This is a genomic window from Streptomyces sp. 12E (genome assembly GCF_055633275.1).
On sequence record NZ_JBVNCJ010000001.1, the window covers coordinates 1139725 to 1163937 of the forward strand.

General features: G+C 73.9%; 24 protein-coding genes and 5 pseudogenes. 13 read left to right on the forward strand and 16 right to left on the reverse strand.

Annotated elements, in window-relative coordinates; translation table 11 throughout:
- Positions 1-130 precede the first annotated feature (130 nt).
- Both ACZ8ZB_RS05345 and ACZ8ZB_RS05350 read left to right on the forward strand, forming a co-directional pair.
- On the forward strand, positions 131-556 hold the full coding sequence (locus ACZ8ZB_RS05345; RefSeq protein WP_470736562.1) for an OsmC family peroxiredoxin: 426 nt from the start codon (positions 131-133) through the stop codon (positions 554-556).
- Positions 557-697: 141 nt separating this feature from the next.
- A pseudogene (locus tag ACZ8ZB_RS05350) lies at positions 698-1419 on the forward strand (transposase); the annotation flags it as partial.
- 687 nt (positions 1420-2106) lie between these two features.
- On the opposite strand, the gene ACZ8ZB_RS05355 reads toward ACZ8ZB_RS05350, so the two are convergent.
- The 3 genes from ACZ8ZB_RS05355 to ACZ8ZB_RS05365 are packed head-to-tail and all read right to left on the reverse strand — an operon-like array spanning position 2107 to position 4026.
- Positions 2107-2733 (reverse strand): YigZ family protein, encoded by a 627-nt coding sequence (locus tag ACZ8ZB_RS05355; protein WP_470736563.1) that lies wholly within the window; start codon positions 2731-2733, stop codon positions 2107-2109.
- Between the two features lie 28 nt (positions 2734-2761).
- The gene (locus ACZ8ZB_RS05360) at positions 2762-3304 is read right to left on the reverse strand and encodes a SixA phosphatase family protein (protein ID WP_470736564.1); all 543 of its coding nucleotides are present in this window, start codon (positions 3302-3304) and stop codon (positions 2762-2764) included.
- Positions 3301-4026 (reverse strand): hypothetical protein, encoded by a 726-nt coding sequence (locus ACZ8ZB_RS05365; RefSeq protein ID WP_470736565.1) that lies wholly within the window; start codon positions 4024-4026, stop codon positions 3301-3303. The genes ACZ8ZB_RS05360 and ACZ8ZB_RS05365 overlap by 4 nt, the downstream gene beginning before the upstream one ends.
- A gap of 206 nt (positions 4027-4232) precedes the next feature.
- On the opposite strand from ACZ8ZB_RS05365, the gene ACZ8ZB_RS05370 reads away from it, so the two are divergent.
- Positions 4233-4640, forward strand: a complete 408-nt coding sequence (locus ACZ8ZB_RS05370; protein WP_470736566.1) for a CoA-binding protein — start codon at positions 4233-4235, stop codon at positions 4638-4640.
- A gap of 36 nt (positions 4641-4676) precedes the next feature.
- Positions 4677-4817 (forward strand): annotated as a pseudogene (locus ACZ8ZB_RS05375) (FAD-dependent monooxygenase); the annotation flags it as partial.
- A gap of 130 nt (positions 4818-4947) precedes the next feature.
- On the opposite strand, the gene ACZ8ZB_RS05380 reads toward ACZ8ZB_RS05375, so the two are convergent.
- The 3 genes from ACZ8ZB_RS05380 to ACZ8ZB_RS05390 form a co-directional block, all read right to left on the reverse strand.
- Positions 4948-5505: a YbaK/EbsC family protein gene (locus ACZ8ZB_RS05380; RefSeq protein WP_470736567.1), complete on the reverse strand. Its 558-nt coding sequence runs from the start codon at positions 5503-5505 to the stop codon at positions 4948-4950.
- A 23-nt stretch (positions 5506-5528) separates the two neighbouring features.
- Positions 5529-6101 (reverse strand): helix-turn-helix domain-containing protein, encoded by a 573-nt coding sequence (locus ACZ8ZB_RS05385; RefSeq protein WP_470736568.1) that lies wholly within the window; start codon positions 6099-6101, stop codon positions 5529-5531.
- A 106-nt stretch (positions 6102-6207) separates the two neighbouring features.
- Positions 6208-7005 (reverse strand): acyltransferase, encoded by a 798-nt coding sequence (locus ACZ8ZB_RS05390; protein WP_470736569.1) that lies wholly within the window; start codon positions 7003-7005, stop codon positions 6208-6210.
- 114 nt (positions 7006-7119) lie between these two features.
- Between ACZ8ZB_RS05390 and ACZ8ZB_RS05395 the strand changes: the two genes are divergently transcribed.
- The gene (locus ACZ8ZB_RS05395; RefSeq protein ID WP_470736570.1) at positions 7120-7650 is read left to right on the forward strand and encodes a gamma carbonic anhydrase family protein; all 531 of its coding nucleotides are present in this window, start codon (positions 7120-7122) and stop codon (positions 7648-7650) included.
- 21 nt (positions 7651-7671) lie between these two features.
- Here ACZ8ZB_RS05395 and ACZ8ZB_RS05400 read toward each other — a convergent pair.
- Positions 7672-7758: pseudogene (locus ACZ8ZB_RS05400) on the reverse strand (DedA family protein); the annotation flags it as partial.
- Between the two features lie 353 nt (positions 7759-8111).
- On the opposite strand from ACZ8ZB_RS05400, the gene ACZ8ZB_RS05405 reads away from it, so the two are divergent.
- A complete protein-coding gene (locus ACZ8ZB_RS05405) occupies positions 8112-9128 on the forward strand; it encodes a DUF8017 domain-containing protein (protein ID WP_470736571.1) in 1017 nt (338 codons plus the stop codon).
- A 60-nt stretch (positions 9129-9188) separates the two neighbouring features.
- Positions 9189-10487, forward strand: a complete 1299-nt coding sequence (locus ACZ8ZB_RS05410) for an MFS transporter (protein ID WP_470736572.1) — start codon at positions 9189-9191, stop codon at positions 10485-10487.
- A gap of 55 nt (positions 10488-10542) precedes the next feature.
- Here the strand turns inward: ACZ8ZB_RS05410 and ACZ8ZB_RS05415 are convergent, their stop codons facing one another.
- From ACZ8ZB_RS05415 to ACZ8ZB_RS05425, 3 genes and pseudogenes are all read right to left on the reverse strand, one after another.
- Entirely contained in the window at positions 10543-11388 is an 846-nt protein-coding gene (locus ACZ8ZB_RS05415; RefSeq protein WP_470736573.1) for a spermidine synthase, read from the reverse strand.
- A gap of 73 nt (positions 11389-11461) precedes the next feature.
- Complete coding sequence (gene tuf, locus ACZ8ZB_RS05420; protein ID WP_470736574.1) at positions 11462-12643, reverse strand: elongation factor Tu; 1182 nt, start codon at positions 12641-12643, stop codon at positions 11462-11464.
- A gap of 296 nt (positions 12644-12939) precedes the next feature.
- A pseudogene (locus tag ACZ8ZB_RS05425) lies at positions 12940-13535 on the reverse strand (DNA alkylation repair protein).
- 183 nt (positions 13536-13718) lie between these two features.
- Between ACZ8ZB_RS05425 and ACZ8ZB_RS05430 the strand changes: the two are divergent.
- A complete protein-coding gene (locus ACZ8ZB_RS05430) occupies positions 13719-14492 on the forward strand; it encodes a TVP38/TMEM64 family protein (RefSeq protein ID WP_470736575.1) in 774 nt (257 codons plus the stop codon).
- Between the two features lie 19 nt (positions 14493-14511).
- Here ACZ8ZB_RS05430 and ACZ8ZB_RS05435 read toward each other — a convergent pair.
- Positions 14512-15129, reverse strand: a pseudogene (locus tag ACZ8ZB_RS05435) (thiolase family protein); the annotation flags it as partial.
- 135 nt (positions 15130-15264) lie between these two features.
- Here ACZ8ZB_RS05435 and ACZ8ZB_RS05440 point away from each other — a divergent pair.
- Positions 15265-16140: an undecaprenyl-diphosphate phosphatase gene (locus ACZ8ZB_RS05440; protein WP_470736576.1), complete on the forward strand. Its 876-nt coding sequence runs from the start codon at positions 15265-15267 to the stop codon at positions 16138-16140.
- A gap of 135 nt (positions 16141-16275) precedes the next feature.
- Positions 16276-16455, forward strand: a complete 180-nt coding sequence (locus tag ACZ8ZB_RS05445) for a hypothetical protein (RefSeq protein ID WP_073934613.1) — start codon at positions 16276-16278, stop codon at positions 16453-16455.
- Positions 16456-16480: 25 nt separating this feature from the next.
- Here the strand turns inward: ACZ8ZB_RS05445 and ACZ8ZB_RS05450 are convergent, their stop codons facing one another.
- Entirely contained in the window at positions 16481-17221 is a 741-nt protein-coding gene (locus ACZ8ZB_RS05450) for an SDR family NAD(P)-dependent oxidoreductase (RefSeq protein WP_470736577.1), read from the reverse strand.
- A gap of 339 nt (positions 17222-17560) precedes the next feature.
- On the reverse strand, positions 17561-17845 hold the full coding sequence (locus tag ACZ8ZB_RS05455; RefSeq protein ID WP_470736578.1) for a hypothetical protein: 285 nt from the start codon (positions 17843-17845) through the stop codon (positions 17561-17563).
- Between the two features lie 282 nt (positions 17846-18127).
- Between ACZ8ZB_RS05455 and lnt the strand changes: the two genes are divergently transcribed.
- Positions 18128-19693: an apolipoprotein N-acyltransferase gene (gene lnt, locus ACZ8ZB_RS05460; RefSeq protein ID WP_470736579.1), complete on the forward strand. Its 1566-nt coding sequence runs from the start codon at positions 18128-18130 to the stop codon at positions 19691-19693.
- Here the strand turns inward: lnt and ACZ8ZB_RS05465 are convergent.
- Positions 19599-20522: a Gfo/Idh/MocA family protein gene (locus ACZ8ZB_RS05465; protein ID WP_470736580.1), complete on the reverse strand. Its 924-nt coding sequence runs from the start codon at positions 20520-20522 to the stop codon at positions 19599-19601. The two genes, lnt and ACZ8ZB_RS05465, sit on opposite strands and share 95 nt — an antisense overlap.
- A gap of 13 nt (positions 20523-20535) precedes the next feature.
- Positions 20536-21717 (reverse strand): FAD-dependent monooxygenase, encoded by a 1182-nt coding sequence (locus tag ACZ8ZB_RS05470; protein ID WP_470736581.1) that lies wholly within the window; start codon positions 21715-21717, stop codon positions 20536-20538.
- Between the two features lie 87 nt (positions 21718-21804).
- Between ACZ8ZB_RS05470 and ACZ8ZB_RS05475 the strand changes: the two genes are divergently transcribed.
- Positions 21805-22407, forward strand: coding sequence for a TetR/AcrR family transcriptional regulator (locus ACZ8ZB_RS05475; protein ID WP_470736582.1), 603 nt, complete (start codon positions 21805-21807; stop codon positions 22405-22407).
- A 30-nt stretch (positions 22408-22437) separates the two neighbouring features.
- Positions 22438-22950, forward strand: coding sequence for a DinB family protein (locus ACZ8ZB_RS05480; RefSeq protein ID WP_470736583.1), 513 nt, complete (start codon positions 22438-22440; stop codon positions 22948-22950).
- 647 nt (positions 22951-23597) lie between these two features.
- Here the strand turns inward: ACZ8ZB_RS05480 and ACZ8ZB_RS05485 are convergent.
- Positions 23598-24110 carry a hypothetical protein gene (locus ACZ8ZB_RS05485; protein ID WP_470736584.1) on the reverse strand — a complete coding sequence of 171 codons (513 nt, stop codon included), beginning with the start codon at positions 24108-24110 and terminating at the stop codon, positions 23598-23600.
- Positions 24111-24213 lie beyond the last annotated feature (103 nt).

Here is a 24213-nt window from a genome sequence, read left to right on the forward strand (position 1 = left end):
CGGGCGGTGTCGAACCCGCACGACCGCCCATATCCCCGTCGGCCATCGTGCCGCCGTGCCACACCCCCCTGTGATCGGATGGGTTCGCTGCCCCGATGAGAGGGCCGAAGGCTCAACGAAGGGAACCACCGTGGCGACCACGCGCTCCGCACACACCGTTTGGGAAGGCAACCTGCTCGAAGGCAGGGGAGCCGTCACCTTCGACTCGTCCGACATCGGCGAGCAGCCGGTGTCGTGGCCGTCGCGCGCCGAACAGGCGAACGGCAGGACCAGCCCCGAAGAGCTGATCGCCGCCGCCCACTCCAGTTGCTTCTCCATGGCGCTGTCGCACGGCCTGACCGGCGCCGGCACCCCGCCCACCAAGCTCACCACCTCCGCCGACGTCACCTTCCAGCCCGGCGAGGGCATCACGGGCATCCACCTCACCGTGGAGGGCACCGTCCCCGGTCTCGACAACGACGCGTTCGCCGCCGCTGCCGAGGATGCCAAGACGAACTGCCCGGTCAGCCAGGCCCTGACCGGCACGACCATCACCCTGACGGCGAAGCTCGCCTGAAACAGGGACGGGGCCCGGCATACACAGAGAGCGCCGGCAGGTAGAGCACGACACCCTCGGGACGGAGCAGGTTCTGTAACGCCCCTCGAGAAGAAGCTTGAGTTCTAGCCATCGTCGCGACACCTCAGCTCAACGGGTGCGATGTGCGAGGTCCGCAAGACCCGGACGGTGGCTCAGGACCGTAGGAAGCCGACCCGTGAGCGGGAGGGACGCTTCCGGCTCGTGCAGCAAGGCGTGAGTTGCATGGAGGCCCCGAGGCCGTCGGCACCAACCTCCGCACGGGAAAGTGACGGCGCAACGGCCGGAACCCCTCCGATCGGCAGAAGGCGGCACCACCGGCCAGACCGGTGGTGCCGCCTTCTGGTGCGTCCCGGTACCCGCGTGAAGCCGACCGGATCCACGTCGCCGACAGGTTCCGGGGAAGGCCACAGTCCGGGCGGTCGTCGCCGAACCGGGCCGCGGCCCCTCCACCGTCAGCCGGGAGGTCCGCCGCAGCCGGCACCCCGGCAACGGCCAGTACCGCCCCTTCGCCGCACAGGCCCGCGCGGACGACCGCCGTCCCCGCTCCAGGCCCCGAAAGATCAGCCAGAACCCGGAGCTGCGGACCGCCGTCCAGGCGGTACTGGACGAGCAGTGGATCCCGGAACAGATCTGTCACGCTCTGCGCAGACAGTTCCCCGACCGGCCGGAGACGCACGTAGTCCACGACCCCGTCCACCAGGCCCTGTACGCGCCGGGACGCAGGGCCCTGCGCCGGGAGCCGGCCGGCGCTCCGCGCACCGGACGCCCTCCGCAAGCCCCACCGTCAGGCCGACTGCCGGCAGCCACGCTTCACCGACCCCGTGGTCATGATCGACGGCCGCGAAGACATACGGCTGCGTCTGTTCGGAGAAATCGCCTTCGGCGCCTACCGCGTCGACGCCAGGAACGGGAAACCGGCCGCGGCGAGGGCGCTGGCAGCCGCGGCAAGGGTGGTCGCGCGACAGTCGCCGCCCGCGTCGTCCGCCTCATTTAGACCGAGGCACGAAAGCCTATTGCTCCAACGCTCCGTCATCCGGAGAAGCACCCCTGAGTTGCCGTCGGGTCCTCCGCCACCCCACCCAGCACAATCAACACGAATCGGAACGCCGCTCACAGCACCGCCTACCAGGGGCAACTGTCGTGGCGTGGGCGTTGCCGGTGCAGGCAGATGAATACCGGTCCACAGGAAGCCGCCTCGCCGGACCCGCCCCACTGGGACTCAAAGCTCTCCCCACCCAGCACGGAACCAGCACGGGACAGGTCACCAGGGCTGACGAGAGGCGCCCACAGGTCAGCACCGAACCAGCACCGGCACCATGCGCGATCCTCTCACTGAGAGAGCAACACTCACCTGGCCTGCACCTTTGCCGAATCGTCGAAGTTACGACAAGTGATGATTCGAAAATTTGTGCAGCAGTCCCATGATCCCCGCAGCGCAACCGGAGAGTGCGACGGCACGGGCGGTCACTCCCGTATCGCTCCGTCGTGACCCGGTCCGTGTGCGCCCGTCATCGCCCGTGACGGTCCGCTCACGCGTCGCCGTACGCCTCCCCGCCCAGCTCGAACCCGGCCGTCCCCGCGGTCGCGTCGGCGAGCCAGGCGCGGAAGGCGGGCACGTCGGCGTCCGGAAGGCCGATCTCGATCACGACCTCCTCGCCGTAGCGCACGTCGCGCACCTCGCGTCCGGTGGCGCGCAGGTCGTTCTGGAGCCTGCCGGCCCGCTGGTGGCCGACGGTCACCGTGGCCAGCCGGAAACGGCGCCGGGTGATCGTGCCGAGGGTGTCCAGCGCCTCGCCGACGGCGCCGCCGTACGCGCGGATGAGGCCGCCGGCGCCGAGCTTGACGCCGCCGTAGTAGCGGGTGACGACGGCGACGACGTACCGCATGTCGCGGCGGAGCAGCATCTGGAGCATGGGGACGCCCGCGGTGCCGCCGGGTTCGCCGTCGTCGCTGGCCTTCTGGGCGGAGGCGTCGGCGCCGATGACGTACGCCCAGCAGTTGTGGGTGGCGTCGGCGTGCTCCTTGCGGACGGCGGCGACGAAGTCCTGCGCCTCCTGCTCGGTGGCCGCCGGGGCGAGGGCGCACAGGAAGCGGGAGCGGTTGATCTCGGTCTCGTGCACGCCCGCGCGGGCGACGGTGCGGTACTCGTCCTGCATCCGGCCAGCCTATGCGTCCCCGCGCGGGCTACCGGCGCCCGCCCCGGGGCACGGTCAGCGACGTCAGGAGGGCAGTGCCCGGAGCGAGGTCCCGCCAGGCGGCACCGCGCCAGGACAGGACGGCGACCGCGGAGGTGGGGAACTTGGCGCGGACCCGCTCCAGGGTGTCGTCCAGGCCGTCGCCGGCCAGGGTCAGGACGAGGTCCTCCAGTCCCGGGTTGTGTCCGACCAGCAGCAGCGTCTCGACCCCGGCCGGTGCCTCGTGCACCACGTCCAGCAGCTCGGGGACGTCGGCGTGGTAGAGGCGGGGGTCGTGGCGGACCGGCGGGGGCGTGCCCCACTGCGCGGCGGCCAGCTCCCAGGTGCGGCGGGCCCGGACGGCGGTGGAGCACAGCGCGAGGCCGGGCAGGCAGTCGGCCTCGGCGAGCGCGCGTCCGGCGGCGGGGGCGTCCCGGCGGCCGCGCGGGCCGAGGGGACGCTCGTGGTCGGCGACGCCCTCCGGCCGGGCGGACTTGGCGTGGCGCAGGACGACCAGGCGGCGCAGCGGTCCCGGCCCTGCCCGCTCGATCACCCCGGGGCTCCCAGATCGCGGGTGAGGTCGAGGCCGAGCAGCCGGTCGGCGTAGGCGTACGTCTCGAAGCGGGCGCCGTCCGCCAGGCCGGGGTCCGTCTCCACCGCGCGGAGGACGGCCAGCACGCCGGCCGTGTCCAGATCGTCCTCCCACGCGGTGCGCAGCTCGGCGCGCACCGCGTCGGGGACCGGCCGCGAGGGCCGTCGCGCCCAGTCGGCGACCGCGCGGCGCCAGCGGTCGAGGGTAGTGGCGGCGGCGTCCAGGGCGGCCGGGCCGACCGTCACCGGTTCGCTCCTGGGGCGGGCGAGCAGGGCCAGGCGCAGGGCGGCGGGGTCGGCGCCGTCCGCCGGACCGGGTACCTCCCCGTGCACGGGGGCCACGGCGACGCGCACCCCGCCGGGTGCCGTGCCGCCCTCGCTCACCACGTGCAGCACCTGGGCCTCGCCCAGACCGGTGCCGGCGTCCCCGCCGTCCTCGAAGGGCCGGACCCCGAGGGCCGCGCCCGCCGCGCGCAGTTCCGCCTGCCGCCGCTCGCCGGCGAGCAGCGCCCAGACCGGCGTGCCGCCGAGTTCCAGGGCCCGTACGAGCAGGTCGGCGACGAGCAGCACACGCAGGTTCGTCGGGTCGGACCCCCGTGGGTGGGCCTCGACCCGGGTCAGGCCCCGCCGGGCGGGGGCGGCGTCCACGGGTTCGCCGGTTCGGGCGTCGGTGATGCGCAGCACGAGGTGAGCGTAGGCGCGTGAGCGGGCGTGCGCAGGTATCCGGGCCGCTTTTCGGGTCGCCGTGTGCGGTTCCCGGCGCCGGACGGCCCGGCTGCCGGTACAGTCCACCGCTTTCCCGGGGTGGGCGGGCCCCTGCCGGGAATCATCACGCGTCCCGCGTCGTTGTGCGGATCGACAGCTTTCTCACGACTCCCGGGAGGCCGACGGTGTACGGCGACGAGGCGACGGTCCGCAGGATCCTCACCGGACTCGGTGACACCTGGGCCGTGGTGGGCCTGTCGCCGAACCGGCGGCGCGCGGCGTACGGCGTGGCCGAGGTGCTCCAGCGGTTCGGCAAGCGCGTGGTGCCGGTTCACCCGAAGGCCGAGACCGTGCACGGCGAGCGGGGCTACGCCTCCCTCGCGGACATCCCCTTCGAGGTGGACGTCGTGGACGTGTTCGTCAACAGCGACCTGGCCGGGGCCGTCGCGGACGAGGCGGTGGCCAAGGGCGCCAGGGCGGTGTGGTTCCAGCTCGGCGTCGTCGACGAGGCGGCCTATGAGCGGACCCGCGCGGCGGGCCTGGAGATGGTGATGGACCGCTGCCCGGCGATCGAGATACCCCGGCTCGGCTGAGGCCTGTCCCGGGCGCCGTGCCGCCATGACGGCGCGATGGACGAGAGTTTCCCCCGCCTCGACTCCCTTTCCCGGCAACGCTTTCCGGTCGTGGGCGCCGGGCCCGCCGGGCTCACCGTGGGCAGCATCCTGCGGGCGGCCGGTGTGGAGTGCCTGGTCCTGGAGACCGGGACCCGGGACCCGGGACTTCGTCGAACGGCGGCCGCGTCCCCCGGCTGACCGCGGCCCTGGTCCACGCCGGCCCGGAGCCGGTGCCCGGCACGGCGGACCCGCACCTGCCGCCCGCCCACCACGCGGTGAGGCGAGGTCAGGCCGTTCCCAGCCCTTCCAGTACGACCGCTCCGGGCAGCTCCGCGAACGCCTTGCCCGGGACCAGCAGCTTGCCGCGCCGCCGGCCGCTGCCGACGAGCACGTACGGCAGGTCCACGACGGCCGCGTCCACCAGCAGCGGCCAGTCACCGGGCAGCCCGACCGGCGTGATGCCGCCGTACTCCATGCCGGTCTCCCCCGTGGCCGTGTCCATCGGGGCGAAGGACGCCTTGCGGGCGCCGAGATGACGCCGTACGAGCCCGTTGACGTCGAGCCGGGTGGTGGACAGGACGACGCACGCGGCCAGTGTGGTCGCGCCGCCCCGCTTGCCCGCCACCACCACGCAGTTCGCCGACCGCTCCAGCAGGTCCCGGCCGTAGTGCTCGACGAAGACGGTGGTGTCCGCCCAGCGCGGGTCGGTGTCGACGTAGAGCACCTGGTCGGCGGGGACGCTGCCGCTCCAGGAGCGGACGGCGGCGGCGACCGGGGCGGTCAGCTCGTCGAGGCAGTCGGGGGCGGGGGTGGCGTGGTCGAAGTCTCCGATGGGTGCGCGCATGGCCGCACCGTAACAGGGGCGCCTCAGCGCACGGGCGGCACCGAGACGGTCATGATCATCTCCATCGGGGCATCGCCCTGATTGCCGTACGTGTGCGGTGCGGCGGCCTCGAAGGAGGCGCTGGCGCCGGCCGGCACCCGGTGCTCCGCCCCGTCGACGGTGAGGGTCAGTTCCCCGGAGGTGACGTGGACGAGTTCGACCGTGCCGGCGGGGTGGGGGTCGGAGTCGCTGCTCTCGCCCGGCATGAGCCGCCAGTCCCACATCTCCAGCGGGCCGGGCGCCTCGGCGCCGGCGAGCAGCCGGCTGTAGCTGCCGCCCTCGGTGTGCCAGAGCCGCACGGCCCGGTCGGCGGGCACGATCCGGACCTTCGGGCCCCGCTCGTAGTCGAGCAGGGTGGGGACGCCGACGCCGAGCGCGTCGCCGATCTTGACGACCGTGCCGATGCTCGGGTTGGTGCGGGCCTGTTCGATCTGGATGAGCATGCCGCGGCTGACACCCGCCCGCACGGCGAGCGTGTCCAGGGTGAAGCCGCGCTCGGTGCGCCAGCGTCTGACGTTGCGCGCCAGGGACTGGGTCAGCAGGTCGAGGTCCGACACGTTCCGTCCAATTCGTCCGGCGTCACGGGCGACGGGGTTCCACGTCCGGCTCCCGTGGGGTGAACCCGGTCGTCCACCGCACTGTACTGCGACGGCGATCGGCCGCTCAGCCCTCGGGTTCCAGCTCGGCGATCCGGGCCCCGTCCGCCCCGTCCAGTTCCGCGAGCCGCGCGGCGCTCTCCTCGTCCACTTCCGACAGCGCCCGCAGCTGCTCCGGGGTGACGCCCTCCGGGATCGGTACGGGCGCCGGGGTGCGCAGCGGCGGCTGCCAGCCGTCGGCGGGGGTCCAGCGGCGTACGACACGGGCCGGAGCGCCCGCGACCACGGAGTGGTCGGGCACCGTGCCCCGGACCACCGCGCCCGCGGCCACCACCACGTTCCGCCCGACGCGCGCCCCCGGCAGGATCACCGCACCGGTGCCGACCCAGCAGCCGGGGCCGATCTCCACCGGCTCCATCCGCGGCCACTGCTTGCCGATGGGCTCGTGCGGATCGTCGTAGGAGTGGTTGGTGGAGGTGACGTAGACGTACGGCCCGAAGTAGCAGTCGCTGCCGATGGTGACCGTCGTGTCGGCGATGACGTGGCTGCCGCGGCCCAGCACGACCCCGTCGCCGATGCGCAGGATCGGCTCGGGGCCGAGGTCGAGGCCCGGCATCAGGCCGGCGGTGAGGGTGACCTGCTCGCCGACGATGCAGTGCGCGCCGATCCGGATCCAGGGTTCACCGAAGACCGTGCCGAGCGGGAAGGCGAGCCTGGTACCTGTTCCCATCGCCCCGAAGCGGAAGCGGCCGGGGTGTTCGGCGGTCACCGAACCCGTGCGCTGCGCCCAGGACCAGCCCGCGTGGACCGCGCGCTGAGCGAGGCGGCGCGGCCAGGACGAGAACGTGTTCTTGCGCTTCGGCACCCGCTCACCGTAGTCGGCGGGCGGCTCGCCGACCGGCCGCCGACCCTGTGATCTTCACCCCACCGGGTCGGCGTACGGTGCGTGGTGTCCACGACGCCGGCGAAGGGGAGGACGATGACGCACCGCGCGCTGATCACGGGTATCGGAGGCAGGGAGCCGAAGGTCGACGGGGGCGCCTTCGTGGCGCCCACGGCCTCGGTGATCGGGGACGTGACGCTGCACGCGGGCGCGAGCGTCTGGTACGGGGCGGTGCTGCGCGGTGACGTGGAGCGGATCACCGTCGGGGCGAGCAGCAACGTGCAGGACAACTGCACGTTGCACGCCGATCCGGGGTTTCCGGTCAGCGTGGGCGAGCGGGTGTCGATCGGGCACAACGCCGTGGTGCACGGGGCGACCGTCGAGGACGACTGTCTGATCGGCATGGGGGCGACGGTGCTGAACGGCGCCGTGATCGGTGCGGGGTCGCTGGTCGCCGCCCAGGCGTTGGTGCCGCAGGGGATGGAGGTGCCCCCTGGCTCGCTCGTCGCGGGGGTTCCCGCGAAGGTGAGGCGGGAGCTGACCTCCGAGGAGCGTGAGGGGCTCACGCTCAACGGCACGATGTACGCGGAGCTGGCGAAGGCCCACCGAAAAGAGCACGGGGCATGACGGTCGCCGGCGACGCCGGCGCGGGATGCCCGGGCCGTCCCGCCCGATGACCGTCCCCACCAGGGCGTACACCGCGACCGCGGGTACGGTCCCGAGCCGCTCCTGCACGTGCGGCGCCCCGTCCTCCCGGTCCGCCGTTCACGCGCGGGACCCGGCGCGCGAGCGGGAAGCCCACCGGGTCGTGCCGTGCGCACGGTCCGGCCGCGGAGCCGGTGGCCGGTCTGGTCCGGCAGGGCCGCCACGGCCCGCCCGGGCGTGGTCTCCAGGAAGGGGAGGGCGAGGGTCCGGGCCCTGGGCGCCGCGGCGGGCGGCTCGCCGACGGCCGTCCGGTCCACGCCCGCGAGTGACGCGTTACTCGCCGGTGGAAGCAAGTCGCCGTGCCGCACGGCATCCGGTTTGCTACGCCCCTGTCAAAGGGCGGTGACCCAATCGTGTCCGTGGCGCGGCTAGGGTTGCTGCCCATGTGGCCAGGACAGCAGCCGCCCGGGGGCGAGCAGAACCCGCAGTCGGACAACCCGTACCAGCAGCCGGGGTACCAGCAGCCGAATCCGTACCAGCAGCCCGGCTATCAGCAGCCGAACCCGTACCAGCAGCAGCCGGGGTGGGGGGCGCCGACCGTGGCGGGCGGGCTCCAGCCGCCGCAGGGCGGAGGCGGCGGGAACAGGACGAAGCTGGTGGCGATCGTGGCGGCGACGGCCGTCGTCGTGGCCGCCGGTGTCACCGGGTTCCTGGTGCTCGGCGGTGACAAGGACGACGAGGCCGACGGCGGGAAGGACGCCAAGCCGACCGCGACCGCGACCGCGTCCAAGGACGTCTCCGCGGAACCGAGCGTCTCCGCCTCGGACGGCAACCCGCGCGGCGGCGAGGAGGAGAAGGCGACCGTCCCCGGCTGGCAGGTCGTCGTCAACACCCGCTTCGGCACCAAGTTCGACGTCCCGGCCGACTGGGAGATCGAGACGCCCGACACCAGCGTGGGCTTCGAGTGGGAGGAGGAGGACGGCGAGCTGGGCCGCACCAGCGTCACCGCCCCCGCGTATCTGAAGTCCCAGTGGTGCACGAGCGACGAGAACAAGGACGGCCGCGAGGAGGACACCGCCCTCGCCACCGCCGGTACCCGCGGCGAGAACGGCGCCAAGGACACGGACATGGCGGCCGAGACCCGGGTGCCGTGGTGGATCTACGGCGGGTACACGCAGCCCGACAAGAAGAGCCTCAAGTACGAGAAGCCGAAGGCGTACACCACCGCGTCCGGCCTCAAGGGCAGCGTGGCCACGGCGCGCTCGGAGAACACTCCGCAGAACGGCAAGTGCGACAGCGACGGCAAGGCGATCACGTTCGCCTTCAAGAACGGCGCCGGGGACTTCGTCACCTGGAACCTGTACGGCGCCAGGGGCGTCAAGGACGAGATCCCGGAGGAGACCGTGCAGAAGATCCTCAGCACGGTGCGCCTCACGGAGGACCCGCCGACGGAGTCGTAGCGGGCGGGCGGGGAGACGGCCCATTTGGCAACTCGGCCCCGGCCCGGCGATAGTCACGGGGTGCCGACCACCGTCTCCCGCCGCCCCGCCTGGGCCGGCCGCAACTACTCCCTGCTGACCGCCGCCGCCGTGGTGACCAACCTGGGCAGTCACGGCGCGCTGATCGCCGCCGCGTTCGCCGTGCTGGGCGCGGGCGGCGACGGCGGCGACGTGGGTCTGGTGGCCGCCGCCCGCACTCTGCCGCTGGTGCTGTTCCTGCTGATCGGCGGCGCCGTCGCGGACCGGCTGCCGCGGCACCGGGTGATGGTCGCGGCCAACGCCCTGAACTGTGTCTCGCAGGCCGCGTTCGCGGCGCTGGTCCTGACGGGTGAGGCGCACCTGTGGCAGATGATGCTGCTCAGCGCGCTCGGCGGCACCGGTCAGGCGTTCTTCAACCCGGCCGCCGAGGGCATGCTGCTGTCCTCGGTCGAGGGCGAGCAGGCCGGCCGGGCGTTCGCGGTGTTCCGGATGGCGATGCACGGAGCGACCCTCGGCGGGGCCGCGCTGGGCGGGGCCATGGTCGCCGCGATCGGGCCCGGCTGGGTGCTGGCGGCGGACGCGGCGGCCTTCGCGGTCGCGGCGGCGCTGCGGGCGTTCCTCGATGTGCGGCACATACCGCCGCGCGCCCCCGGCGGCGGCATGCTCGCCGATCTGAAGGAGGGCTGGCGGGAGTTCGCCGGCCGACCCTGGCTGTGGGGCATCGTCGTCCAGTTCTCCGTCGCCAACGCGGTCGTCGGCGCGGCCGACGCGGTCTACGGGCCGCTGGTCGCCCGGGACCATCTGGGCGGCGCCGGTCCGTGGGGCGTGGCACTGGCGTTCTTCGGCGGGGGCACGGTGGTGGGCGCGCTGCTGATGACCCGCTGGCAGCCGCGCCGTCTGCTGTTCGTCGGCACCCTGTGCGTGTTCCCGCTGGCCCTGCCGTCCGCCGCGCTCGCCGTGCCGGCGCCGGTCGCCGTGCTGTGCGCGGTGATGTTCGTGACCGGAGTGTCGCTGGAGGTGTTCGGCGTCTCGTGGATGACCGCGCTGCACCAGGAGATACCGGAGGAGAAGCTGTCCCGGGTCTCGGCGTACGACTGGTTCGGCTCGGTCGCGCTGGTGCCCGCGGCGATGGCCCTGGCGGGCCCGGCGGAGACGGCGTTCGGCCGCCCGGAGGCGCTGTGGGGGTGCGCGGCGCTGGTCGTGGTCGTCACGGCGGCGGTGCTGTGCGTCCCGGACGTACGGAACCTGCGCCGGCGGACCCGCCGGGTCACCGGCGCGTCCGCCGCACCGGCCGGTGCCGGGAGCCCCGCCGGGGAGCCCGGGAAACCGTCGCAGGACTGAGCCCCGGTCCGTGCCTGCGGACCTCCGCGCCGGCGGCGCCGGCCCGGACGGTGCGTCAGCCGATGCCGAACGCCCCCGCGGGGGGCTCGGGCGACGGCACGGCGTCCTCGTCGCGCACCGGACGCGCACCGCGCGTGAAGTCCCGCAGGGCCGCGCCGTGCTCGACCCTCGCGGGGAAGGCGTCGGCGGCGGTGGCGCGGGACAGGGCGGCGACGTCCAGGGGCTGCCGGGCGGCGGCCACGACCGCGTTGCCGAAGCGGCGGCCGCGCAGCACTCCCGGCTCGGCGATGAGTGCCAGCGCCTCGAACCGCGTCCCCAGGGTGGCGATCTGGGAGCGGAGGAAGGCGAACGGAGCAGCGTCCGCGAGGTTGGCGAGGTAGACCCCGCCGGGCCGCAGGACGCGCGCGGCCTCCTGCGCGTAGGCGACGGAGGTCAGGTGCGCCGGGACCCGCGAGCCGCCGAAGACATCGGCGACCAGGACGTCCGCGCTGTCGTCGGGAGCCGCCTCCAGCCAGGCGCGGGCGTCCGCCGCGTGCAGGGTGACGTCGGCGTCGGCGGGAAGGGGCAGGTGCTCGGCGACCAGTTCCAGCAGTCCCCGGTCGAACTCCACGACGTGCTGCCGGGAGCCGGGGCGGGTGGCGGCCAGGTAGCGGGGCAGGGTGAGCGCCCCGCCGCCGAGGTGCAGGACGTCCAGGGGGCGCCCCGGTTCCGCCACCGTGTCGAGGACGTGCCCGAGCCGCCGCACGTACTCGAACTCCAGGTGCGCCGGCTCGTCCAGGTCGACGTACGACTGCGGTGCCCCGTCGACGGTCAGCAGCCAGGCCCGCTCCCGGTCCACGTCGGGCATCAGCTTGGCGGTGCCGTGATCGACGACGCGGGTCACGGGAAGGGGCTCGCTCACCGTCCCATTGTGTGCCGTCGCCCGTGCGGCCGGCCGCCCGCCCCCTGTGCGGGAACGGGCGGTCGGCCGCCGCTCAGCCGACCTCCGTCACCGTGCCGGCGCCGACCGTGCGTCCGCCCTCACGGACGGCGAATCCGAGCCCGGCCTCCAGCGGCACCTCGCGTCCCAGCTCCACGGTCATGGTGACCGTCTCCCCGGGCCGCGCCACCGCCGCCTCGCCGAGGTCGACGTCGCCCACGACGTCCGCCGTGCGGATGTAGAACTGCGGCCGGTACCCGGTCGACACCGGTGTCGTACGGCCGCCCTCGCGGGCCGACAGCACGTACACCCGCGCGGTGAAGCGCCGGCTCGGCACCACGCTGCCCGGCGCGGCCACCACGTGTCCGCGTCGCACCGCGTCGCGCGGCACCCCGCGCAGCAGCAGCGCCACGTTGTCGCCGGCCTGCGCCTCCTCCATCGGCTTGCCGAAGGTCTCCAGGCCGGTCACCACGGTCTCCGCCTCCGCGCCGAGCACCTCGACCCGGTCGCCGACGCGGACCGTGCCCCGCTCCACCGCGCCGGTCACGACGGTGCCCCGGCCGGTGATGGTGAGCACGTTCTCCACCGGCAGCAGGAACGGCGCGTCCAGGTACCGCTCGGGCATGGGCACATAGGTGTCCACCGCGTCGAGCAGCGCGTCGATCGACGCCGTCCAGTGCGGGTCGCCCTGGAGCGCCTTCAGGCCGGAGACCCGTACGACGGGCGCGGACCCGCCGCCGTAGCCGTGCGCGGAGAGCAGGTCGCGGACCTCCAGCTCGACCAGGTCGGTCAGCACGGCGTCCTCGCCGTCCTCGACGGCGTCCGCCTTGTTGAGCGCGACCACGATGTGGTCGACCCCCACCTGACGGGCGAGCAGCACGTGCTCGGCGGTCTGCGGCATGATCCCGTCGAGCGCGGAGACGACGAGGATCGCCCCGTCGAGCTGCGCGGCGCCGGTGACCATGTTCTTGACGTAGTCGGCGTGGCCGGGCATGTCGACGTGCGCGTAGTGCCGGGTGTCGGTCTCGTACTCGACGTGCGCGATGTTGATGGTGATGCCGCGGGCGGCCTCCTCCGGCGCCCGGTCGATACGGTCGAACGGGACGAAACTGCCGGAGCCGCGCTCGGCCAGGACCTTGGTGATGGCGGCGGTCAGGGTGGTCTTGCCGTGGTCGACATGGCCCATCGTGCCGATGTTCAGATGCGGTTTGGTACGGACGTACGCCGTCTTGGACATGGCGGTACCTCGAAGCCTCTCGGTGGTGACGCGTGACGGCCCCGGGCGCGGTGGATCGGCGCGCGGCCGGGACGGGGACCCCGGGAAACCGGCCGACCCTCCCCCTGGGGGGTCCGCCGGACGATCCGGGGAGGGTCAGCTTCGGGCGCCGTCGACCGCGGCGTGGAAAGCGGGAACGGCAGCCTTCGGGGCATCCGCGACCGCGGATGCTGCGAGGAGGAAGGCGTACCGGAACATGGGGTCCATCCTTGCCGACGGCCCGCCCCGCGTCGAACGGTTTTCCGCGCCGGGCCGGGCTACCGGGCGCCGGTGTTCCTCAGCGCCTCCCGCACCGACAGCGGCGCGAACCGTCCCTGCTCGCGCGCCAGGAAGGCCCGTACGGCGTCCGGGTCGGTCCTGGCGTACTCGCGCAGGCACCAGCCGATGGCCTTGCGGACGAAGAAGTCCGGGTGGCCGGACCGGCGCAGGCAGTGGTCGAAGAGGCGCGCGGTGTCGGTGCGTTCCTTGAAGCGCAGTTGGTGGAGCAGGGCGGTGCGGACGAGCCACCGGTCGTCGTCGCCGATCCACTCGTCCATCTCGGCGGTGAGACCCCGGTCGGCCGCGACCAGCGCCCCGGCGACGTGCGCGCGAGGAGGTCGACGGTGTCCCGCCAGGGGACCGTGGCGACGAGGTGCCGGACCGTCGGCAGGAAGCCGGAGGAGCAGTGGCGCACGTGGCGGCGCAGGTGGTCCACGGCGAAGTACTGGTCCTCGCGCTCGGACAGCTCCCAGCAGCGCAGGGCCACGGCCGCGCAGTCGGCCTCGTCGGGGCGGGACAGGCCCGCCACGACGCCGCGGGACAGGGTGCGGCGGACCGGGGCGGGCAGGCCGAGGAAGGGGGCGACGTCCTTCATGTACGCCCGCGTGGCCACGGCCCGCTCCGGATCGGCCGCGGGTCGTACGTGGCGGTGAGCCGCTCCAGCACCGTGTCGGCGAGCGGGCTGACCGGCACGCGCGGTGCCGCCGTACCCTCCTCTGTGACGCGCATGAGACGAACACTACGGCGATCACACATATTTGTCGGTTAGTGTCACCGAATGCTCGATGCCACCACCCGCTCTGGGGGCACCGCCACGGCCCCTCCCCGGGCCACCGCCACGAACCTCCCGGTACCGCTCCCGCCGGCCCCCGCCACGGGGATCGCCGCCCGCTGCGTCAGATTCCTGCTGTCGCCGTGGTCACGGCTGTCCCTGCTGGTCGCCCTGCTCCTCACCGCCGCGTCGCTGGTGCTGGCCTTCGAGCCGCAGCGGCTGCTGACCGACGGCTGGCCGGGCCGGCTCGGCGGGACCGCGGCGGTCGTGGCGTACGCGGTGGCCTACGGGGTGTGCACGGTGGCGTTCGTGCCGCGTCCGCTGCTGAACCTCGCCGCGGGCGCGCTGTTCGGCTCCCAGCTCGGCCTGGGCGCGGCGCTGGGCGGCACGGTGCTGGGCGCCGGGCTGGCCTTCTGTCTGGGACGGGCGCTCGGCCAGGAGGCGCTCCGTCCGCTGCTGCGCGGACGCTGGCTGAAGGCCGCGGACGACCAGCTGAGCCGGCACGGCTTCCGCTCGATGCTGGCGGCCCGGCTGTTCCCGGGCATTCCGTTCGCCGCGTCGAACTACTGCGCCGCCGTCTCCCGCATGGGCCTGTTGCCCTTCCTGCTGGCGACGGCGCTCGGGTCGCTCCCGAACACCGCCGCCTACGTGGTGGCCGGCGCCCGCGCGTCGACACCGACGTCCCCGGCCTTCCTGATCGCGCTGGCCTGCATCGCCGTACCGGGTCTGGTGGGTGCGGTGGTGGCGTGGCGCAAGCGGCACCGGTTGCGCGGACGGTGAGCCGGCCGGCGGCGCGCCAGACGCGTTCGAGCACCATCGCGTCGGCGAGTCCGCCGGCCTCGCACATGGTCCGCAGGGCGTAGCGGGCGGCGCGTCCGCGCGTCGTGTGGACCGGGGTCGTCGTCAGCCGGGCGCCGCCGGCGCCGAGCGGGTGACCGAGGGCCGGGGCCACGCCGGAGAGCGCCTCGTTCACCTCGAACGGGTCGACGTCGTCGAGCGGGAGACCGGCGCGGCGCAGCACCTTCCCGGTGGCCGGGACGACACCGGTGAGCATCAGCGGCGGGCCGGACCCGGTGACGGCGAAGCTGTGCGGCCGGGCGGGCGGGCGCGGGCCGAGGCGGGCGGCGGTCCCGCTCGACGTGACGAGCACGGCGGAGGCGCCGTCGTCGACCGGGCCGGCGTCGCCCGCGGTGACGTTCCACTCGATCCGCGGGAAGCGCTCGGCGAAGACCGGGTCGTGGTGGGCGGACCGCAGGCCGGCCAGGGTCTCGGTGGTGCTGTCCGGCCGTACGCACTCGTCGCGGGTGACGCCGTCCAGGGGCGCGACCCGGGCGTCGGGCGGTCCGGAGTCCCGGGCTTCCGCGGCCTTGCGGTGCGAGGAGACGGTGAAGGCGTCCATCTGCTCACGGGTGGGCGACAAGCCGATACACCTGGGGTTCACCTTGGGGCGCTACGCTTCCCCCCTCGGCGCACCCGATCATCGATCACCGCACCGGCGGTGCGGTGCGCCCCGTCGCCCGTCCCACGATCGGCACTTGGACTTCGCTGCCTCATGTCTTGGTTCGAATCACTCATCCTCGGACTCGTCCAGGGGCTGACCGAGTTCCTGCCCGTCTCCTCCAGCGCGCACCTGCGGCTGACCGCGGCCTTCTCCGGCTGGGAGGACCCGGGCGCGGCCTTCACCGCGATCACCCAGATCGGCACGGAGACCGCGGTCCTGATCTACTTCCGCAAGGACATCGGCCGGATCCTGTCGGCCTGGACCCGCTCGCTGACGAACAAGGAGATGCGCCGCGACCAGGACGCGCGCATGGGCTGGCTCGTCATCGTCGGCTCGATCCCGATCGGTGTGCTCGGAGTGACGCTCAAGGACCAGATCGAGGGTCCGTTCCGCGACCTGCGGCTCACCGCGGCGATGCTGATCGGCATGGGCATCGTGCTCGGCGTCGCCGACCGTCTCGCGGCGCGGAGCGAGAGCGGCGGGCGGCACCGCGTGGCCAAGCAGCGCAAGGAACTCAAGGATCTGAGCGTCAAGGACGGTCTGATCTACGGCATCTGCCAGGCCATGGCCCTCATCCCGGGCGTCTCCCGCTCCGGCGCCACCATCAGCGGCGGTCTGTTCATGGGCTACCGGCGCGAGGCGGCGGCCCGCTACTCCTTCCTCCTCGCCATCCCCGCGGTGCTGGCCTCCGGGGCGTTCGAACTGAAGGACGCCGCCGAGGGCGGGCACGTCTCGTGGGGTCCGACGTTCTTCGCGACGGTGATCGCCTTCGTGACCGGGTACGCGGTGATCGCCTGGTTCATGAAGTTCATCTCGACCAAGAGCTTCATGCCGTTCGTCTGGTACCGCGTCGCGCTCGGCATCGTCATCCTCGCGCTGGTCGCCACGGGTGCCCTCAGCCCGCACGCGGCGGAGTCGGCGGGCTAGCCCCGGCGGGAACGCCGCCGGGGCGGGAACACGCCCGCGGTGGCGGGAACGTGACCTGGGCACGTGACCGAAGACATACGGTGCGCGTAGCCGTCCGGTAGCGCACCGTCAGTTCCTGGCCCTAGGCTTGTCCGCATGTCCCCCGATTTAGTGACCCCTGGTTCCGTGCGGTCCGCCGCCGAGGTCAACGAGCAGATCCGCGCGCTGTGGCTGCGCGCGGGCGGGTCCCTGTCCGCCCAGGAGCGCGAGCAGTACGAACTGCTGGTGGTCGAGTGGGCGGCGGCGATCCGCGGCCGGGTCGTCAAGGCCGCCTGATCCTCCCCCGCCCACGCGGTACGGCTCAGCGACCGCCCGCCACTCTCAGCACCGCCCCCGTGGTGTACGAGGCGTCCGGCGACATCAGCCACGCCACGGCCGCCGCGATCTCCTCGGCCCGCCCCGCCCGCCGCAGCGGAATGCCCCCGGCCATGTCCCGGACCCGGTCCGGGGCCCCCATCGCGGCGTGCATCTCCGTGTCGATCAGGCCCGGGGCGATCGCGTTGACCCGGACGCCGTCCGGACCGAGCTCCTTCGCCAGGCCCAGGGTCAGGGTGTCGACGGCGGCCTTGGTGGCCGCGTAGTGCACGTACTCGTCCGGACTGCCCAGCGTGGCGGCGCCCGACGAGATGTTCACGATCACGCCCTCGCCCCGGTGTGTCATGAGCTGCGCGGCCCGCCGCGCACACAGCAGCGTCCCCATGAGGTTGACGTCGACGACCCGCCGCAGGACGTCCGTGCCGACCTCGGTGAACCGCCCCAGCGGCCCGGTGACCGCCGCGTTGTTCACCAGCCCCGTCACCGGTCCGAGCTCCCGCTCCGCCACCTCGAAGAGCCGCTCGACGTCCGCCTCGACGGCCGTGTCCGCGCGCACGGTCACGGCCCGCGTCCCGGCCGCCCGCACCCTCTCCGCCACGTCCTCGGCGGCCCCGGCGTCCCGGACGTAGTTCACCGCCACGTCGTGCCCCTCCGCCGCGAGCCGCAGACAGATCGCGGCGCCGATCCCCCGGCTGCCGCCGGTGACCACCGTGACGAGACGCTTCATGAGTACCTCCGGGCGAAGAGCGCGGGACGAAGGTCCTCAGGCTCGCAGACGCGCGGGCACGTCGTCGTCGAGGGGGCGCTCCCCGGGCAGCAGCACGGTCGAGCTCTCCCTCCCGCGCCTCCCCCGCACGACAGGCGGGCCGGCGCACAGGCGCGTGCGCACGCGCCCGGGAACCCGTCACGAACGGGTTCGTGAGCGCGGCTCGACGCAGCGCGTCAGGCCTCGTTCACCCTCTCCTTCGCGGGCCGAAGGCACCTCACGGGACCGGCGCCGGGAAGACCGGTCGTGTGCGGTGCGGCCTTGCGGGGACCGCCTCGTGCGGCCGGTCTCCGGGCGCCGTCACGCGGAAGCCACCACCTCACCGGCCATGACCTCGGGAGGGCCGGGAAGCAGGGACGCGAGGTTGTCCCGCACGAAGCCCGCGGCCCTCAGGATCGATTCCTCGGCGCCGGCCCGGTCCTGGAAGACGCTGGCCGAGACCATCACCCCGTCCCCGGCGTCGATCCAGTAGTAGGCCACGAAGCCGGCGACCTGGCGCATGAGCGGCACGAACCCCTCGTTCACCAGACGTGCCGCCTCGGCCGCATCGGTCACTCCTTCGTACCGCCGGACTGCTGCGTACATCCCCAAGCTCCTCACGGCGTTCCGGGTTCGTCCTCTGCCGGGACGTCGTACCCCTGCGGCGGCTGTCCGGCTCGTGAGGCGTCCGGCAATCACCTGAAGGGCCACCTCGGGTGATCCGAACGGCGGCCGCGGCAGGCGCCGAAAGCGGGTGGACCTCCGCGCACGCTCCTCGGCCGCGCACGTGCCGTGACCGGCGCCCTGTGATCGGCCGGCCCCGGCGCGCGCTGTCCCGGATCACCGAGGGGACGCACACTGGAGGCACCACGGGGTAGGGAGGCGCCTATGAAGACGCTCGGCCACTGGCTCGCCTCCCCCTGGCGGCGCTCGACCGTCGCCGCGGTCGTGGGCGCCCTGCCCGTCCTGGCCTTTCCGGCCCCTTCGCTGTGGTGGTTCGCCTACGTCGCCCTGGTCCCGTGGGTGCTGCTGGCCCGTACCGCTCCCACGGGGAGACGGGCGGCCTTCGACGGCTGGTGCGGCGGGTTCGGCTTCATGCTGGCCATGCACCACTGGCTGCTGCCGAACCTGCACGTGTTCACCTTCGTCATCGCCGCCCTGCTGGGCGCGCTGTGGGCGCCGTGGGGATGGCTGGTGCGGCGGCTGCTCGGCGGGACGCCGTCGCGCGGGCGGGCCGCGGCCGCGCTCGCCGTGGTGCCGTCGGGGTGGCTGGCGATCGAACTCGTCCGTTCCTGGCAGGGGCTCGGTGGTCCCTGGGGCGTACTGGGCGCGAGCCAGTGGCAGGTGGAGGCCGCGCTGCGGCTGGCCTCGGTCGGGGGAACATGGCTGCTCAGCTTCCTGGTGGTGGTCCTCAACGTCGCCGTGGCCGTGCTGGTCGCGGTCCGGCGGGCCCGGGTGCCCGCCCTGGCCGGGCTCGTCGCCACGGCCGCCGTCACCTCCGCCGCCTGGGTGTACGCGCCCCGGCCCGACACCGACGACCGGGTCCGGATCGCCCTGGTGCAGCCGGGCGTCGTCACCGGGCCCGACAGCGCGGACCGGCGTTTCGACCGCGAGGAACGGCTCACGCGTGAGCTCGCCGGGCAGGACGTCGGCCTGATCGTCTGGGGCGAGAGCAGCGTCGGCTTCGACCTCGGGGACCGGCCCGACCTCGCACGGCGGCTCGCCGCGCTCTCCCGCGAGACGGGCGCAGGGATCCTGGTCAACGTGGACGCCCGGCGGTCGGACAGGCCCGGCATCTACAAGAGCTCGGTGCTGATCGGCCCGGACGGTCCGACCGGCGACCGGTACGACAAGATGCGGCTGGTCCCCTTCGGCGAGTACGTCCCGGCCCGTTCCCTGCTGGGCTGGGCGACTTCCGTCGGCGAGGCGGCCGGCGAGGACCGCCGGCAGGGCTCCGGGCAGGTGGTGATGGACATGGGGAACGGACTGCGGATCGGCCCGATGGTGTGCTTCGAGTCCGCGTTCCCCGACATGAGCCGGCATCTCGCCGAGGACGGCGCCGACGTGCTGCTCGCCCAGTCCTCCACGTCGACGTTCCAACGGAGCTGGGCCCCCGGACAGCACGCCTCGCTCGGCGCGCTGCGCGCCGCCGAGACCGGCCGCCCGATGGTGCACGCGACCCTGACGGGCGTCTCCGCCGTGTACGGGCCGGGCGGGGAGCCCGTCGGCCCGCGGCTCGGCACGGACACCGCCGCCGCGCGGGTGTACGAGGTTCCGCCGGCGCACGGCACCACGCCCTACGTCCGCTTCGGCGACTGGCCGCTGCACACGGCGCTGCTGGTCCTCGGGGTCTGGGCCGTCACCGGGGCGGTACGGGTCGGGCGGGGCGCTCGTGCACCGCTCGCACCACCCGCTCGCACAGCTCATGGGTCGCCAGCGCGTCCCGGGCGCTGAGCACCTCGCCCGCGCGGACGGCGTCCAGGAAGGCGAGCGCCGCCTGCTCGATGCCGCGCTGCCGCGCCACCGGGACCCAGTCGCCGCGCCGTCGCACGGTGGGCTGTCCCTTGTGGTCGATCACCTCGGCGAGGTTGACCACCTGCCGCTTGGTGTCCTGTCCGGAGACCTCGAGGATCTCCTCGGCCGAGCCGCTGAGCCGGTTCATCACGCCGAGCGCGGTGAAACCGTCCCCGGAGAGCTGGAGCACCACGTGGTGCAGCAGCCCGTCCTCCGTGCGGGCGCGCACGGTCACGTCGTCGACCGGGCCGGGCGCCAGGAAGCGCAGGGTGTCGACGACGTGGATGAAGTCGTCGAGGATCGTCGTGCGGGGTTCCTCGGGCAGCCCGACGCGGTTCTTCTGCATGAGGATCAGCTCGCGCGGGTGGTCCGCGCACTGGACGTAGCCGGGGGCGAAGCGCCGGTTGAAGCCGACGGCGAGGCTCGTGCCGCGCTCCTCGGCGAGCTCCACCAGCCGCTCGGAGACGGCGAGTTCGTAGGCGAGCGGCTTGTCGACGTACGTCGGTACGCCCGCCTCCAGGAGCCGGGTGACGATCTCCGGGTGGACCTCGGTCGGCGCGTGCACGAAGGCCGCGTCCAGGTCCTGGGCGATCAGGGAACCGAGGTCCGCGTGGCGCTGCCCGGGCGGCAGGTGGAGGCCGTCGGCGACCCGGTCGAGCGTCGCGGGGGTGCGGGTCTGCAGGTGCAGCTCCGCTCCGGGCTGGTGGGCGAGCACCGGGAGATAGGCCTTCTGCGCGATGTCGCCGAGTCCGATGCAGCCGACCTTCACCGTGTGTGCTCCTCTAGTCCTTGCCCGCCGTGGTCCGGGAAGCATACGGCTGCTGCGGCGGACGCCAGTCGGCGATCCCTTCGAAGCCACGCAGGAACAGCGCGGGAGCGGCCTTCGACAGCGCGGCGAGCGCGTTGTCGCGCACGGCGGTGCCGACGCGCCCGGTCCCCATGTTGAGGCGGGCCACCCGCACCGCTCGGCGGGCGATCGCGGTGGTGCGGGGCAGCCGGGCCGCGGTGTAGGCGGGCAGGTCGCCGGCGTGGTGGGCGAGGGTGATCGCGTCCTCGATCGCCTGGTTGCCGCCCTGGCCGAGGGTGGGCGGCATGGCGTGTGCGGCGTCGCCGGCCAGCGCCACCCGGCCGTGGTGGAAGGCGGGCAGTGGTTCGGCGATGTGGTGGACGTCGTGGCGGAGCACGTCCTCGGGGCGGGCGGCGGCCAGCACCTCGGGGACGGGGGTGTGCCAGTCGCCGTAGAGCCGCAGCAGTTCGGCCCGCTCGTCGTCCGGGGCGTGCTCGCCCGGAGACGTGAGGGCGGCGGCGTAGGCGTAGACGCGGCCGTCCTTGAGCGGGTGCGTGCCCCAGATGCGGCCCCGGCCCCAGGTCTCGTGCGAGGCGAACTCCACGCCGGGCAGGGGGATCATCAGTCGCCAGGTGGTGAAGCCGGAGTACACCGGTCCGGGGTGTGCGGGAAAGAGCTCGCGGCGTACGGCGGAGTGGATGCCGTCGGCGGCCACCACCAGATCGGCCTCCAGTTCGCCGGCGGGAGTGCCGACCCGGGCGGGACGGCCCGGGGCGCCCGGGTCGAGGAGGCGGGCCGCGGTGCCGGTGCGAACGGCGCCGGACGGGAGCCGTGCGGCCAGGTGATCGATGAGGGTGGCGCGGGGGAGCAGGACGAGCGGCCCGCCGAAGCGCTCGGCCGCCTCGGCGGCGTCGGTGCGGGACAGCCACCGGCCGCCGGGTGCGCGCAGTCCGCCGTCGCCCTGCCAGGCCGACAGGGCGCGGATGCCGTCGCCGAGCCCGATGACGTCCAGCGCGCGGAGCGCGTTGGGCGACAGGGAGATGGCGGCGCCGACCGGTTCCAGGGACCCGGCCCGCTCCAGCACCGTCACCCGCGCACCGCGCCGGTGCAGGGCGACGGCCGCGGTCAGGCCGCCGATCCCGCCGCCGATCACGATCGCCCGCTCGAGACGTGCCATGGCTCCTCCTCCTGCCGAAACTACACCTGTAGTGCATTTCGGGGTCCAACGTACTACAGCCGTAGTGCGACGGGTAGTTTGACCCCCATGTCCGTACGCACCCCGGGCGCCGCCCGTGCCGATCTCGTCGCCGACGCCGCCCTCGCCCTGCTCGCCGAACGCGGGATGCGCGGCCTCACCCACCGGGCGGTCGACGAGGCGGCCGGACTCCCCCAGGGGTCCACCTCGAACCTGGCGCGCACCCGGCAGGCCCTGCTGGAACTGGCGGTACGACGGCTCGCCGAGCGGGAGGCACGGGTGCTCGCGCTGCACGAGATGCCCGATCCGCGGGCCGGCGCCGGCTCCCTGGTGGACGCCCTCGCGCTGACCGTCCACCGCGCGCTGACCGGCAACCGGGAGCTGACCCTCGCCCGCTACGAGCTGGCCCTGGAAGCCACCCGCCGCCCCGAGCTGCGGGCGTACTTCGACGCGGCCGGCGCCAGGTTCCGCGATCAGCTGACAGCCCTCGTCACCGGACTCGGTTCCACGGACCCCGAGCGCCACTCGCTGTCACTGATCGCCTGGGCGGACGGCCTGATGTTCTCCTGCGTGGCCGGCTCGTTCAGCGCGCGCGTGCCGGGCCTCGCCGAGGTCCGCTCGGACCTGGAGGAACTGCTGACCGGAATGCTCGAGGCCGGAAAACCCTGGTGAAGTGGATCAGTTCCGGGTCAGGATGACGGCATGACGACCGAGCGCACCGAACCCGCCAACGACGCCGACGAACGCACCATGCTGGAGGGGTGGCTCGATCACCACCGCGACACCCTCGCCCGCAAGTGCGAAGGACTGACCGACGAGCAGTTGCGCACCGCGTCGGTGCCGCCCTCGGACCTGTCCCTGATGGGCCTGGTGCGGCACATGTCGGAGGTGGAGCGCAGCTGGTTCCGCAGGGTGCTCGCGGACGAGGACGCCGGTCCCCTCTATTACGGCGAGACCGATCCGGACGGCGAGTTCCACCCGACGGGGACGGACACCTGGGAGGAGGCGTACGGCACCTGGCAGGCCGAGATCGCCGCCGCGCGGAGCAACGCGGCCGGCTTCGCCCTCGACGATCCGTCCCGGGGCCGTCATCGGTTCAGCGCGGACCCGTACAGCCTGCGCTGGATCTACACCCACATGATCGAGGAGTACGCGCGTCACAACGGCCACGCCGATCTGATCCGCGAACGGATCGACGGAGCCACCGGCGAATGACGTCACCCACGGCACCGCCGGGGCCTCCGTACGGGGCGGGGGATCACTCGTGCGGGGCATGCTGTGCCCGTCCGGCCCCCTCCGGGCGGCCGGAGCCAGCAGAGTGGCGCGGGTGCATCGAACGACGACCGCAGCAACGCTTCTGGTGACCGTGGCCGTCTCGGCCCTCTCGGGCTGTGTGACGGTCCACCGTCCCCTCGCGCCCGGACCGGCGACGGCACCGTCCCGGGGATCGGATCCCCATCGGGTCGGAGGGGACGAGACGGAGGTCGTCCAGGCGCCGGCACGCGAGGCCCTGGAGATGATCGGCCCGTCCCGGCCCCCGAAGAAGACGCCCGCGCCTCCGTCGCACCGTGCCGCTCCCGGGGCCACGCCGGAGCAAAGGACACCGCCCGACGACCGGAACGGGCAGGCCCGGCCGGCCCGCCCGGGGACCGGCGGGAGCGGCCGGCCGCGGCCTCCCGCGACGGACCTCCCCGACATCGCGGAGTCGATGCGCCGTGGCGCCTCGGGCGGAGCGGACGTGTGCGCGCTGGGCAGACAGTACGGCGGCTGGCGCCCGGGCAGCCCGGAGGCGGTCATCTGCAGGAAGACGTACGGGGGGTGAACCGGCCCGAGCGTTCCCGAGCGTCACGGACGCCGGGCTCCTAGGAACGTGGTCCCGGCGGCCCCCAGCCCTCGGGCGCCTGGTCCTCGTCCAGCCGGATCTCCAGCCGCCGGATGGCGGACCGTACGCCCTCGCCGTAGCGGTCGTCGGCCAGCGCGCGGGCCGCGCCCCGGGCCCGGTGGAGGTGGGCGCGGGCGGCGTCGGGGCGGCCGAGGCGGGCGTAGTCGGCGGCCAGGTTCAGCTGCGGGGACGGGTAGAGCGCGCGCACGGCGAGGGATTCCCCGTACGCGCCGACGCGGTCCGCGACCTCCTCGGCCGCCGTCAGCGCCCGCAGGTCCCAGGCCAGTTCGTCCTCGGGGTCGTCCTGCGTGTCGGCGAGGTAGTGGGCCAGCGTGCAGCGGTGCAGCGGGTCCCCGTGCTCGCCGACCTCCGCCCACAGGCCGAGCAGCCGGTGCCGGGCCTCCTCGCGGTCCCCCGCGTGGTGCAGCATCACGACCTGGCCGATCCGTGTGAGCACGGCGTTCGACGCCGACTGCTCCCGTGCCTCCGTCACCACGTCCTCCGCACCGCTCGCCGGCTGTCACCCCCGACGCTAATCGCAGGCCGGGGCGATACGGGGCAAGCCGCTCCGTGGTACCTCGAGCGGGCCGGGCGCG